This window comes from Burkholderia sp. ZZQ-2 (assembly GCF_050768715.1).
Taxonomy (GTDB): domain Bacteria; phylum Pseudomonadota; class Gammaproteobacteria; order Burkholderiales; family Burkholderiaceae; genus Burkholderia; species Burkholderia cepacia.
In genome coordinates, this window is record NZ_LDVA01000247.1 from 1 (window position 1) to 13435 (window position 13435).

12 protein-coding genes and 1 other RNA gene are annotated in these 13435 nt (G+C 66.7%); 8 read left to right on the forward strand and 5 right to left on the reverse strand.

The genetic code is table 11. The annotated features are described in order from the left end of the window. Together dnaX and ffs are read right to left on the reverse strand one after the other, a co-directional pair. Positions 1–1109 (reverse strand): DNA polymerase III subunit gamma/tau (gene dnaX / locus ABY44_RS16945; RefSeq protein WP_431641426.1); only part of this gene is annotated, 1109 nt, incomplete at its 3' end. A 127-nt stretch (positions 1110–1236) separates the two neighbouring features. Further along, positions 1237–1335, reverse strand: an RNA gene (gene ffs, locus ABY44_RS16950) — signal recognition particle sRNA small type. A gap of 400 nt (positions 1336–1735) precedes the next feature. Here ffs and trxA point away from each other — a divergent pair. The 8 genes from trxA (at position 1736) to ABY44_RS16990 (ending at position 10330) form a co-directional block, all read left to right on the forward strand. After that, complete coding sequence (gene trxA / locus ABY44_RS16955; RefSeq protein ID WP_006402348.1) at positions 1736–2062, forward strand: thioredoxin TrxA; 327 nt, start codon at positions 1736–1738, stop codon at positions 2060–2062. A 193-nt stretch (positions 2063–2255) separates the two neighbouring features. Then, positions 2256–3518, forward strand: a complete 1263-nt coding sequence (rho, locus tag ABY44_RS16960; protein WP_006478662.1) for a transcription termination factor Rho — start codon at positions 2256–2258, stop codon at positions 3516–3518. 133 nt (positions 3519–3651) lie between these two features. Next, on the forward strand, positions 3652–4152 hold the full coding sequence (locus ABY44_RS16965) for a MerR family transcriptional regulator (RefSeq protein ID WP_027787224.1): 501 nt from the start codon (positions 3652–3654) through the stop codon (positions 4150–4152). After that, the gene (locus tag ABY44_RS16970; RefSeq protein WP_060174299.1) at positions 4149–5705 is read left to right on the forward strand and encodes an MFS transporter; all 1557 of its coding nucleotides are present in this window, start codon (positions 4149–4151) and stop codon (positions 5703–5705) included. Before ABY44_RS16965 ends, ABY44_RS16970 begins: the two co-directional genes overlap by 4 nt. A 38-nt stretch (positions 5706–5743) precedes the next feature. After that, positions 5744–6577, forward strand: a complete 834-nt coding sequence (locus ABY44_RS16975) for a zinc-dependent peptidase (protein ID WP_060174300.1) — start codon at positions 5744–5746, stop codon at positions 6575–6577. Positions 6578–6734: 157 nt separating this feature from the next. Continuing rightward, positions 6735–6995 carry a type B 50S ribosomal protein L31 gene (locus ABY44_RS16980; RefSeq protein ID WP_021156486.1) on the forward strand — a complete coding sequence of 87 codons (261 nt, stop codon included), beginning with the start codon at positions 6735–6737 and terminating at the stop codon, positions 6993–6995. Between the two features lie 144 nt (positions 6996–7139). Next, positions 7140–8972 (forward strand): ArnT family glycosyltransferase, encoded by a 1833-nt coding sequence (locus ABY44_RS16985; protein WP_027787221.1) that lies wholly within the window; start codon positions 7140–7142, stop codon positions 8970–8972. A gap of 2 nt (positions 8973–8974) precedes the next feature. Further along, positions 8975–10330: an MATE family efflux transporter gene (locus tag ABY44_RS16990; RefSeq protein ID WP_060174301.1), complete on the forward strand. Its 1356-nt coding sequence runs from the start codon at positions 8975–8977 to the stop codon at positions 10328–10330. An 11-nt stretch (positions 10331–10341) separates the two neighbouring features. Here ABY44_RS16990 and lipA read toward each other — a convergent pair whose 3' ends face one another. From lipA to ABY44_RS17005, 3 genes are read right to left on the reverse strand one after another with little or no spacing between them, the layout of a single operon-like run. Further along, a complete protein-coding gene (lipA, locus tag ABY44_RS16995; RefSeq protein WP_027787219.1) occupies positions 10342–11307 on the reverse strand; it encodes a lipoyl synthase in 966 nt (321 codons plus the stop codon). Between the two features lie 2 nt (positions 11308–11309). After that, complete coding sequence (locus ABY44_RS17000; RefSeq protein ID WP_060174302.1) at positions 11310–12425, reverse strand: acetoin dehydrogenase dihydrolipoyllysine-residue acetyltransferase subunit; 1116 nt, start codon at positions 12423–12425, stop codon at positions 11310–11312. 4 nt (positions 12426–12429) lie between these two features. Beyond that, positions 12430–13434: an alpha-ketoacid dehydrogenase subunit beta gene (locus tag ABY44_RS17005; protein ID WP_048021073.1), complete on the reverse strand. Its 1005-nt coding sequence runs from the start codon at positions 13432–13434 to the stop codon at positions 12430–12432. Position 13435: the final 1 nt, after the last annotated feature.

The following is a 13435-nucleotide window of genomic DNA, read 5'->3' on the forward strand; positions in this document are numbered from 1 at the left end:
CCGCCCGGCGCGCTGCCGGTTGCCACAGCCGGCTCGAACGCGAGCATCCGCAGCAGCGTCATCGTGAAACCGGCGTATTCGTCCGGCGCCAGGCCAAGTTCCGCGCGGCCGACCGTCGCGATCTGATAGAACAGCTGGACCTGCTCGGGGCTCAGCGTCTCCGCGAAGCGGCGCAGGTCGCCCGCTTCGGGCCATTCGTCAAGCACCGAGCCCGGCGCGAACTGCGCCCACGCGATCCGGTGCAGCAGGCTCGCGAGATCCTGAAGCGCGGTCGAGAACGACAGGCTGCGCAGCGACATCTCGTCGGCAATCGCAAGGATTTCGGGGCCGCTGCCCGCGGCAAGCGCGTCGAGCAGACGCACCATGTAAGTCTGGTCGAGCGCGCCGAGCATGCCCGACACGGCCGACTCGGTCACCTCGTTTGCCGAATAGGCGATCGCCTGGTCGGTGAGGGACAGCGCGTCACGCATGCTGCCCTGCGCAGCACGCGCGAGCAGGCGCAGCGCCTGCGGCTCGAACGTGATGTGCTCTTCGCCGAGAATCCGTTCGAGATGCGACACGATGTGCCCGGCCGGCATCTGCTTCAGGTTGAACTGCAGACAGCGCGACAGCACGGTGACGGGAATTTTCTGCGGATCGGTCGTCGCAAGGATGAACTTGACGTGCGGCGGCGGCTCTTCGAGCGTCTTCAGCATCGCGTTGAACGCGTGATTCGTCAGCATGTGCACTTCGTCGATCATGTAGACCTTGAAGCGCGCATCGACGGGCGCGTACACGGCGCGCTCGAGCAGCGCGGCCATTTCATCGACACCGCGGTTGCTCGCGGCATCCATCTCGACGTAATCGACGAAACGCCCTTCGTCGATCTCGCGACAGGCGCGACACACGCCGCACGGCTGCGACGTGACGCCGGTTTCACAGTTGAGTGCCTTGGCGAAGATCCGCGACAGCGTCGTCTTGCCGACACCGCGGGTTCCGGTAAACAGATAGGCGTGATGGAGACGCCCGCCGTCGAGCGCGTGCGTGAGCGCCCTGACGACGTGCTCCTGGCCGACGAGCGAAGCGAAATCCTTCGGACGCCACTTGCGTGCGAGAACTTGATAGGTCATCGGGAAATTGTATCAGTAACGCTGCGTCGCGCCGACACGCGAAACAGTGCGAAAGACAGGCAACGCGCAGGTAAAACGGAGTGTGGTGCAGAAATAAAAAACGCCCGGCGAACGGGGCGAGAAGGAAGGTGACGAGCCCGACCCTCGGCACTGGCGGAAAACGATTGTGGCTGCTTCGTTCCCGACCTGACCAGGTTCACCGCCCCACCATGCGAGGAGGCCCGTCACGGCATATTCTATCACCGCTTCCGGATGAATGCGACCGTTTGTTCGCACCAATGCGAATATGACCGGACAAACCGGCGCGCATCGCGTCGCACGACGCTCGCCCGCACCGAATTGCCTGCGTCCCCTTGTAATTTACGGGCCGGCCTCCACCTGCAGGGCACAACGGTCGAACGGCGCGTCGTACCCCTACTCGCGTAGCGGCTACTATCGCCGCCCGCAGCAGATAGCAATTTAGGCTAATATGACGCCCGAACGACCCGCGAGCCGCGGCATGCAGCGCTTACACCCCTCCTGTCCGGAGAGCGGAGTGACCTGCCGCAGCGGCCGGCAGCCAACGGCGGCCGGTACGCCGCAACGCGCAAGCAGGCAGTCCCCGAACCGTAAGAGGTATTGACCCAATGAGCGAACAGATCAAACACATCAGCGACGCATCGTTCGAACAGGACGTCGTCAAGTCCGACAAGCCCGTGCTCGTCGATTTCTGGGCCGAATGGTGCGGCCCGTGCAAGATGATCGCCCCGATCCTCGACGAAGTCGCGAAGGACTACGGCGACAAGCTGCAGATCGCGAAGATCAACGTCGACGACAACCAGGCAACGCCCGCCAAGTTCGGCGTGCGCGGCATCCCGACGCTGATCCTGTTCAAGAATGGCGCGGCCGCCGCGCAGAAGGTCGGCGCGCTGTCGAAGTCGCAGCTCACCGCATTCCTGGACAGCCACCTGTAATACCGGCAGTTCCGCGGACGTGTTGTCAACCGGCAACACGTCCGCCGTCAAGCCGCCGTTCGCTCGCTCAAGCGCGAATCGGCCTATGCTAGAATCAAAAAACGTCTACAAGACGCATTTAAGTCTCTGAGCGCTTCCGCTCGCCCTCCTCCCTTTATTTCTTTCGTCGTCTCCTCCCTGGCGGGTTCTCCGTATGCATTTATCCGAGCTCAAGTCTCTGCACGTGTCCGAACTGATCGAAATGGCCAATGGCCTCGAGATCGAAAACGCGAACCGCCTGCGCAAGCAGGAGTTGATGTTTGCCATTCTTAAAAAGCGCGCCAAGACGGGAGAGACGATCTTCGGTGACGGTACGCTCGAAGTGCTGCCGGACGGTTTCGGCTTCCTGCGCTCGCCGGAAATGTCGTACCTCGCGAGCACCGACGACATCTACATCAGCCCGTCGCAGATCCGCCGCTTCAACCTGCACACCGGCGACACCATCGAAGGTGAAGTCCGCACGCCGAAGGACGGCGAACGCTACTTCGCGCTGGTGAAGGTCGACAAAGTCAACGGGCAGCCGCCCGAGGCCTCGAAACACAAGATCATGTTCGAGAACCTCACGCCGCTGCACCCGAACAAGCCGCTCTCGCTCGAACGCGAAATGCGCGGCGAAGAGAACGTCACGGGCCGCATCATCGACATGATCGCGCCGATCGGCAAGGGCCAGCGCGGCCTGCTCGTCGCATCGCCGAAGTCGGGCAAGACCGTGATGCTCCAGCACATCGCGCACGCGATCAAGCAGAACCACCCGGACGTGATCCTGTTCGTGCTGCTGATCGACGAGCGTCCTGAAGAAGTGACCGAAATGCAGCGCTCGGTCGCGGGCGAAGTGATCGCCTCGACGTTCGACGAACCGGCCACACGCCACGTCCAGGTCGCCGAAATGGTGATCGAGAAGGCCAAGCGCCTCGTCGAAATGAAGCACGACGTCGTGATCCTGCTCGACTCGATCACGCGTCTCGCACGTGCATACAACACCGTGATCCCGGCATCGGGCAAGGTGCTGACGGGCGGTGTCGACGCGAACGCACTGCAGCGCCCGAAGCGCTTCTTCGGCGCGGCGCGCAATATCGAGGAAGGCGGCTCGCTGACGATCATCGGCACCGCACTGATCGAAACCGGCAGCCGCATGGACGACGTGATCTACGAAGAGTTCAAGGGCACCGGCAACATGGAAGTGCACCTCGAGCGCCGCCTCGCGGAAAAGCGCGTCTATCCGTCGATCAACCTGAACAAGTCGGGTACGCGCCGCGAAGAAATGCTGATCAAGCCCGAGATCCTCCAGAAGATCTGGGTGCTGCGCAAGTTCATCCACGACATGGACGAAGTCGAGGCAATGGAATTCCTGCTCGACAAGATCCGCCAGACGAAGAGCAACTCCGAGTTCTTCGACCTGATGCGCCGCGGCGGCTAAGCGCCCCCGCCCCGCACCGAACGGCCGCCCGCGCATCCTGCCCGGCGGCCGTTTTTCGGTGCCAACCTGAACGTGAACGTACAGGTTGATCTATAATCGCGCCATCGCCCGGATCGAATTCCCTCCACGCCCCATGCCGAACGACACCTCCAACCCGTTGCTGACCGTGAGCGATGCCGCGTCGCGACTCGGCGTCACGCCGCGCACGCTGAAGTATTACGAGGAGCGCGGGCTCGTCACGCCGTCGCGCAGCGAGGGCCGCTACCGCCTCTACGACGAAGCCGACCTCGAGCGCTTCGCGCGCATCCTGCGGCTGCGCGCGCTCGGCTTCTCGCTGCACGGCATCACCGAAATGCTGAAGCGCCCGCTCGAAGAAACGGCCGACGGCCGGCGCCGCTACTCGGAAGCGTCGCTGCGCGACATCCGTACCGGCCTCGCCGAGCAGATCGATACGCTCGACCGGCGGATCGCGGCCGTCCAGCGCGAACTGAAGGAAGCCGTCGCGCTGCGCAAGGAACTGCAGCACGACATCGACTACGTCGAGCGGCGTCTTGCCGGCGAAAACGCCGACGCGCTGATCGCGCAGCGGCAGGCCGAAAGCGGCACGCGGCGCGCGCGCAAGGCTCGCGAATGAACGCGATGCCCGGTCGCCCGCCGCTATGGAGCCGCGCGAACCTGCGCGCGGACCTGTTCCCGTGGGCGCTCGCGCTCGTCACCGGCATCGACTATTTCGACAACGCGGCCTTCTCGTTCTTCGCGAGCTACATCGCGGGCGGCATCAATGCTTCGCCCGACGAACTCGTGTGGTCGTCGAGCGCTTACGCGGTCACGGCCGTGCTCGGCATTCTGCAGCAGCAATGGTGGGTCGACCGGCTCGGCCATCGCCGCTACGTCGCAGGCTGCATGCTGATGTTCTCGTTCGGCGCGATCGCGGCCGCGCTCGCCGACACGTCGCTCGAACTCGCGTTCGCGCGCGGATTCCAGGGATATTTCATCGGCCCGATGATGGGCGCGTGCCGGATACTGATCCAGATCAGTTTCAAGCCGCAGGAACGGCCGCCCGCGACGCGCGCGTTCCTCATCATGATCCTGCTCGGCAGCGCGCTCGCGCCGATCGTGGGCGGCCTGCTCGTCGCGCATTCGACATGGCGTGCACTGTTTGCATGCACGGCGCCTGCCGGCATCGCGTTCGCGATCCTCGCGCTGCTCACGCTGCCCGACTCGGGCCGGACGCCCGACGACGAACGCGGCTCCGGACACTTCTGGCCGTACGTCGTGTTCGCACTCGCACAAGGTGCGCTGCAGATCGTGCTGCAGCAGGTGCATTACCAGCTCTACAGCGGCTCGCCGATGCTGATCCTGCTGACGATCGCGGGGATCGGCGCGCTCGCGTGGTTCGCGTATCACCAGTGGAACCATCCGACGCCGCTCGTGCGCCTTCACGCGTTCCGCGAACGGACGTTCCAGGTCGGGCTGCTGCTCTACATGTTCTATTACTACGAGTCGACAGGCTTCAGTTACCTGACCTCGCGGCTTCTCGAAGGCGGACTCGGCTATCCGGTCGAGAACGCCGGGCGGCTCGTCGGCACGATGTCGCTGATTTCGGCCACCGCGCTGTTCGCCTACCTGCGTTACGCGAAATTCGTCACGCACAAGAAGTGGTTCGTCGTGCCGGGGTTCGCGATCGCCATCACGGCCGCGCTGTGGATGACGCGAATGACGCCGCAGGTCGGCGAAGCCGCGCTGATCGTCCCGCTGCTGCTGCGCGGGCTGCTCCTGCTCTTCATCGTGCTGCCGGTGGCCAACCTGACGTTCCGGATCTTCGCGATCGACGAATACACGCACGGCTACCGGCTGAAGAACATCGTGCGGCAACTGACGATCTCGTTTGCGACGTCGTCGGTGATCATCGTCGAACAGCACCGCGTGGCCGTGCACCAGACGCGACTCGTCGAGCGTGCGAACGTGTTCGATCCGCTGTTCCAGCAGGCCGTCGATGCGCTGACGCGCAGCTATGCGGCCGCCGGCCACGCGCTGAACGACGCGCACGGGCTCGCGATCGCGTCGATCGCGCGCATGGTCGCGCAACAGGCGTCGTTTCTCGCGTCGCTCGACGGCTTTTACTTCCTGGCCGGCGTGGCGCTCGTCGGCGGCCTCTTCGCGGCATGGCAAAAAGAGATCGATTGAGTTAAAAGACAGGCTTTGGATTTCCGCGAGCCGCCTTCATGCTCTCGAAACTGACCCGCTGGTTCGACGACCGCCGCCGCGACCGCGCGCTGCGCAGCCATCCGATCCCCGACGCGCTATGGCAGGACACCGTCGAGCGCCTGCCGTTCCTCGCGGCTCTGTCGCCCGACGCGCTCGGCCGGCTGCGCGAACTGACGAGCCTGTTCGTCGCGAAGAAATCGTTCTCGACCGCGCACGGGCTCGAGCTGACCGACGCGATGATCGTCGCGATCGCCGCGCAGGCCTGCCTGCCCGTGCTGAATCTCGACCTGTCGCTGTACGACGGCTGGGTCGGCGTCGTCGTGTATCCGGGCGAATTCGTGATCCGCAAGACGGTGCAGGACGAGGACGGCGTCGTCCACGAAGTGGAGCAGGACGCGAGCGGCGAGGCCTGGGAAGGCGGCCCCGTGATCCTGTCGTGGGAGGATGCGCAGATGACGGACGGCCGCGACGCGTACAACGTCGTGATCCACGAGTTCGCGCACAAGATCGACATGGTCAACGGCGCAGCCGACGGCTATCCGCCCCTTTTTCGCCGCTGGCACGCGCCGTACCTCGATGCGCAGGCCTGGGCCGACGTGTTCGAGCACGCGTACGACCAGTTCTGCGCGCGCGTCGACGCAGTGCCGGACCGCGCGTGGGCACGCTTCGAGCGGGAATCGCTGATCGATCCGTATGCGGCCGACCACCCGTCCGAATTCTTCGCGGTGTGCAGCGAAGCGCTGTTCGTACGGCCGAAAGCGTTCGAGTCCGAATTTCCGGAGCTGTACCGGCTGCTCGCGCGCTACTACCGGCAGGATCCGGCCGCCACCGGCGCACTCGACGCACCGTGAAAATAATTCGTCAACCATCTGATTTTCTGGCATAATCGCCGTTTTTCGACCTTAGGCAAGTGGCTCGCGCCGGGCTTGACGTCGGCTGGATCGCGCAACTTTGTGCGGCACGGCACGGCAAGCGGCGGGTTGGCTACCGCTCTCACCAAGGAAAATCATGAAACCTGGCATTCACCCGGATTACCGCGAAGTCGTCTTCCAAGACATGTCGAACGGCTTCAAGTTCATCACGCGCTCGACGATCCAGACGCGTGAAAACATCGAACTCGACGGCAAGACCTACCCGCTCGCCAAGATCGAAGTGTCGTCGGAATCGCACTCGTTCTACACGGGTCAGCAAAAGATCATGGACACGGCCGGCCGTGTCGAGAAGTTCAAGAACAAGTTCGGCGTTCGCGCCAGCGGCAAGGCGAAGTAAGCTTTGCACCGCATCCGGTGGTTGCAACGCACCGGTATCGCACAAAAGGGCAGCCCAGGCTGCCCTTTTTTGTCTCTGCTCGCCGGGAAAGCGCCGGCCGGCGTCCGGGCATCGGCCTGACGCGCAACTGCCGGCGCGTCTACAATGCCGGATGCTCGAAACCGGCTCGACCGCGCGCATCCGCGCCGGCCGCCCGCCCATAACAAATCGCTCATCTGCATGAAGCCTGTCGTCCGTCTCACCGCCTCCGCCACGCGTGCGCTGCCGCGCTGGCTGCTGCTTACCCTCTGCTTCGTCTACGCAGCGTTCGGCCTGTTCGGCCGCGATCCGTGGAAGAACGAGGACGCGGCGGGCTTCGGCGTGATGTGGACGATGGCCAAGGGCGGCTGGCACGACTGGCTGCTGCCGAACCTCGTCGGCAAGTTCATCACGACCGACGGGCCGCTCGGCTACTGGCTCGGCGCGCTGTCGATCCGCGGCCTCGGCCCGTGGGTCGATGCGAGCAACGCGTCGCGCGTCGATACGGGCGTGCTGTTCTGCGTCGCGTGCGCGTTCGTCTGGTACGCAGCCTACCTGCTCGGCCGGCGTGCCGAGGTCCAGCCGTTCAAATACGCATTCGGCGGCGAACCCGAGCCGCGCGACTACGGCCGCACGCTCGCCGACGGCGCGCTGCTGGTGCTCGTCGCCTGCTTCGGCCTCGCGGAGCGCGGGCACGAAACGACGCCGCAGCTGGCGCAGTTCGCGTGGATCGCCATGCTCGTCTACGGGATCGTCCGCGGCATCGACAAGCCGATGCAGGGCGCGCTGTGGTGGGGGCTCGCGATCGGCCTCGTCGCCCTGTCCGGCAACCCGGTGCTCGTCGTCGCCCTGCTCGCCGGCACGGCCGTGCTGTGGCTCGTCACGCCCGAGATGCGCAACCTGCGCCTGCCGCTGGTCGGCGTACCGCTCGCGGCCGCGATCTTCGCGCTGTGGCCGCTTGCCGCGTTCGTCGCGGCGCCCGACGACGCCGCATGGTTCTTCAACCAGTGGATTCACGGCAGCCTGATGCGCTTTTCCGGCCCGCCGACCGCCGTGCTCGGCTATGCGGCAAAGAACCTGCCGCTGTTCACGTGGCCAGCGTGGCCGCTCGCGATCTGGGCATGGTGGAGCTGGGCCGGCATGCGCCGCCGCGCGCACGTCGCGATTCCGCTGTCGGTCGCCGTGCCGCTCGTCGCGCTCGTGATCCTGCAGAGCCAGCAGTCGAACCGCATGTACATGCTGCTGATGCCGCCGCTCGCGGTGCTCGCGACGTTCGCGCTGCCGACCCTCAAGCGCGGCGCGATCAACGCGATCGACTGGTTCGCGGTGCTGAGCTTCACGATCATCGGCACCTTCGTGTGGCTCGTGTGGCTTGCCTCGCTCACGGGCTTCCCGCATCCGCTCGCCCGCAACCTCGCGCGCCTCGTGCCCGGCTACGAGCCGCACTTCAAGATCCTGTCGTTCGTCTGCGCGGTGATCGCCACGGTGTGCTGGTGCTTCCTCGTGCGCTGGCGCATCTCGCGGCAGCCGAAGGTTCTGTGGCGCAGCGTCGTGCTGTCGGGTGCCGGCACCACGCTGATGTGGGTGCTGCTGATGACGCTGTGGCTGCCGATCGTCAATTACGGCCGGACCTATCGCGACGTCGCGCAGCAGATCGCCGTGCACCTGCCGTCCGACTACGAGTGCATCGCGCCCGTGCGGCTCGGTGACGCGCAGATCGCGACCTTCGCGTATTTCGGCAACATGCGCTTCGATTTCTCCGGCGACTGCGACGTGATCCTGCGCCAGGACCGCGCGGACTTCGGCGAGCCGAGCTCCATGTCGCAATACGTGTGGCGCCTCGTGTGGGAAGGCCGCCGCGTCGCCGACCGCGACGAGCGCTTCCGCCTGTACGAGCGCATCGAACGGCCGAAGACGCCCGTCAAGCGGCGTCCGCCGCGCCGTCAGCCGGCCGACTGACGATGTTCGGCGACATCCGCCGAATCGTCGGTCTCGCATGGCCGGTGCTCGTCGGCCAGCTCGCGATCATCGCGTTCGGCGTGATCGACACCGCGATGGTCGGCCGCTACTCGGCCGTCGATCTGGCCGCGCTCGGGCTCGGCTCGTCGATCTACGTGTCGATCTACATCGGCCTGACGGGCATCCTGTCCGCGCTGCAGCCGATCACCGGGCAACTGTACGGTGCGAGACGCTATGCCGAAATCGGCGAGGAAGTGCGCCAGGCGCTGTGGCTCGCGCTGCTGCTCGCGGTGCCCGGCTTTCTCCTGCTGCATTTTCCCGAACCGCTGCTGCGCGTCGCGCACGCACCCGCCGCGCTGCACGAGCGCACCGTCGACTACCTGCGCATCCTGTCGTACGGGCTGCCAGCCAGCCTCGTCTTCCGCATCTACAACGCGCTGACCAACGCAGCCGGCAAGCCGCGCCTCGCGATGATCCTGCAGATCGGCGCGCTGGTGCTCAAGTTTCCGCTCAACGTGTGGTTCATCTTCGGCGGGTTCGGCGTACCGGCCCTCGGCGGCCCCGGCTGCGGGCTCGCGAGCACGCTGATCAACTGGGCGCTCGCACTGATCGGCTACACGCTGCTCGCGAAGCTCGACGTGTTCGCGCCGCTCGCGATCTTCTCGCGCTTCTGCTGGCCGGTCTGGGAACGCCAGAAGGCGATCCTGAAACTCGGCGTGCCGATGGGCCTGTCGTACCTGATCGAGGTCACGTCGTACACGTGCATGGCGCTGTTCATCGCGCAATTCGGCACGACGACGCTCGCCGGCCACCAGATCGCCGGCAACATCGGCGCGGTGCTGTACATGACGCCGCTGTCGATCGGCGTGGCCGCATCGACGCTGGTCGCGCGCGCGCTCGGCGCCGGACGGCCCGAAGAAGCCCGGCTGCTCGGCCGGCACAGCGTGATCTTCGCGTGCGGCATTGCCGCGACATACGGCCTGCTCGTGTTCGTGCTGCGACCGCTGATCATCGGCGGCTATACGCCGAACCCAGCCGTCGCCGCGGCCGCGATGCCGCTCGTCGCGATCGTCGCGTGCTACCACGTCTTCGATGCGCTGCAGGTCACGTCGGCGTTCGTGCTGCGGGCCTACAAGGTCGCGGTCGTGCCGACCGTGATCTATGCGGTCGCGCTGTGGGGCGTCGGGCTCAGCGGCGGCTACGTGCTCGGCTTCGACGTGGGCGGCATCGCGCCCGCGTGGCTGACCGGCGCGCGCGGCTTCTGGTTCGCGAACACGGTCAGCCTGATGCTCGCGGGCGCCGGGCTCGTGCTGTACCTGCGCCGGGTGAGTCGCGCGCACGCCCCGGCGCCGGCCTGACGCGCCGCCCGCTACCTGTCCTCCAGCACGTCGGCCGCATGGTACGACGACCGCACGAGCGGGCCGGCGACGACTTCCCTGAAACCGAGCGCCAACGCGTCGTCGCGCCACGCGGCGAATGCCTCCGGGCTCACGTAGCGTCGCACCGGCAGGTGATGCGCCGACGGCGCCAGATACTGGCCGAGCGTCAGCACGTCGACTTCGTGCGCGCGCAGGTCGCGCAGCGTGTCGCGCACCTCGTCGTCGCGCTCGCCGAGCCCGAGCATCAGTCCCGACTTCGTCACGAGCGTCGGCCGCGCGGCCTTCGCCTGCGCGAGCAATTCGAGCGAACCGCGATAGTCGGCGCCCGGTCGCGCCGCGCGATACAGCGACGGCACCGTCTCGATGTTGTGGTTGAACACGTCGGGCCAGGCCGTCGACAGCGCATCGAGCGCACGGGCCACGCGGCCGCGGAAGTCCGGCGTCAGCACTTCGACGCCGATGCCCGGCACGCTCGCGCGCACCGCCGCGATGCACGCGGCGAAATGCGCGGCGCCGCCGTCGCGCAAGTCGTCGCGGTCGACCGACGTGATCACGACGTAGCGCAGGCCGAGCGCCGCGGCCGTGTCGGCCAGCCGCGCCGGCTCGTCGGGATCGAGCGGCTCGGGACGACCGTGCGCGACGTCGCAGAACGGGCAGCGCCGCGTGCACAGGCCGCCCATGATCATGAAGGTCGCGGTGCGCTGCGCGAAGCACTCGCCGATGTTCGGGCACATCGCCTCCTCGCAGACGGAATGCAGCCGATGGTCGCGCAGCACGGCAGCCATGTCGGCCACCGCCGCGCTCATCATCGGCCGCGCGCGCAGCCAGGGCGGCTTCGGCAGCGCCGCGCCGGCCGCGGGCTCGACGCGCACCGGAATGCGCGCGAGCTTGTCGCGGCTTCTCGCGCCCGGCTGGCCGAGCGCCGTGAGGCTGGGTCGTTCGAGCGCGGCGGCCATCGTCAGTCTCCGAGGAACGCGACGATCAGGCGGTTCACGTCGGCGGCCGCCTCCATCTGCACCATGTGCCCGCGGCCGGCGATCACTTCGGCACGCACGCCGTCGGGCAAAGCCTGCGCGTGATGCGCCGGGATCACCTGGTCGCGCTCGCCCCAGATCACGAGCGTGCGCGGCGCAAGCGTCGCGAGCCGGTCGCGGAACACACGCCGCTGTGCGGCGCCGTCGAACGCCGCGTTCGCGATCTTCTCGAGCGCGGCCTGCACGCCTTCGAGCCGCTTGTACTTGACGAGATCCTCGACGAGTTGCCGCGTGACCAGCGCGTTGTCCGCGAACAGCGCACCGAGGTGCGGCTTCAGCGTGTTGCGGCTGTTGCCGGCGACGAAACCGTCGATGTAAGCGCGGTTGATGTCGGTGCCGAGCCCCGCGCTCGCGATCAGCGTCAGCGACGCGACGCGTTGCGGCGCGCGTTCCGCGGCCGCCATCGCAACCGCGCCGCCCATCGAATGGCCGATCAGGTGCGCCTGGTCGATGCCCTTCGCATCGAGCAGCGCGAGCACCGCGTCGGCGAGTTCGTCGAGGCTGCCAGTGTCGACCGCCTTGCCCGATTCGCCATGGCCGGGCAGGTCCAGTGCCCACACGGGCCGGTGCGCGGCGAGATCCGCGTGATTGAACAGCCAGTTGTTCAGGTCGCCGCCGAAGCCGTGAATCAGCACGGCGGGTGTGCCGGTGCCTTCGCCGAGCTTCAGGAAGCGCACCGTCCGGCCGCCGATCTGCGCCTTCTCGGGTTGCGGGCCGGCCGCTTCGTCGGAGGCCGCGCTCGGCACGAAGTCGCGCTGGAAATCGGCGATCGCCGCGTCGATGTCCGCATCGCTCGCATCGGCCGCCGCGACGACGCCGAGCAGCGCGCCGACCGGCAGCGTCTCGCCTTCCTGCGCGACCTGCCGGCGCAGCGTGCCGTCGAACGCGCATTCGACGCCCGACGAGATCTTGTCGGTCTCGACGTCGAGCACTTCGTCGCCCTTCGTCACGCGTTCACCGATCGTCTTCAACCAGCCGTTGACCTGCCCCTGCTCCATCGACAGCCCCCACTTGGGCATCGTGATCATGTGAATCGACATCGTGTCAGCTCCTCGTCTTCAGGACCGCCTGCGCAATCGCATCGGCGGACGGGATATACAGGTCTTCCAGCACGCTCGCGAACGGCGCGGGCGTGTGCGGCGCGGTCACGAGCTCGATCGGTGCCTTCAGCGCATGGAACGCGCGCTGCGCGACGAGCGCGGCAATGTCGGTCGCGATCGAGCAGCGCGGGTTCGCTTCGTCGACGACCACGACGCGCCCGGTGCGCTCCGCGCTTTCGAGGATCGTTTCCTCGTCGAGCGGCGACGTCGTGCGCAGATCGATCACGTCGACCTGGATGCCGTCCTTCGCGAGCTTCGCGGCCGCGTCCATCGCGAGATGCACCATCCGGCCGTACGTGACGATCGTCGCGTCGTCGCCGTCGCGCATCACGTTTGCCTCGCCGAACGGAATCGCATAGGACTCCTCCGGCACGTCGCCTTCGCGGGTATAGAGCAGCTTGTGTTCGAGGAAGATCACGGGATCGTTGTCGCGGATCGCCTGGATCAGCAGCCCCTTCGCGTCGTACGGCGTCGACGGGCACACGACCTTCAGCCCCGGGATGTGCGTGAACAGCGACGTGAGCATCTGCGAGTGCTGCGCGGCCGCGCGCAGCCCGGCGCCGTACATCGCGCGGATCACGACCGGCGTCACGGCCTTGCCGCCGAACATGTAGCGGAACTTGGCGGCCTGGTTGAAGATCTGGTCGAAGCACACGCCCATGAAATCGATGAACATCAGCTCGGCGACCGGCCGCATCCCGCATGCGGCCGCACCGACCGCCGCGCCGATGTAGCCGCCCTCCGACAGCGGCGTATCGAGCACGCGGCCCGGAAACTTGTGGAACAGCCCCTTCGTCACGCCGAGCACGCCGCCCCACGCGTCGTCCTCGCCCGGCGCGCCCGCGCCGCCTGCATTGTCCTCGCCCATCACGATCACGCTGTCGTCGCGCGCCATTTCCTGCGCGAGCGCCTCGTTGATCGCCTGCGAATAAGTGATCTTCCTTGCCATG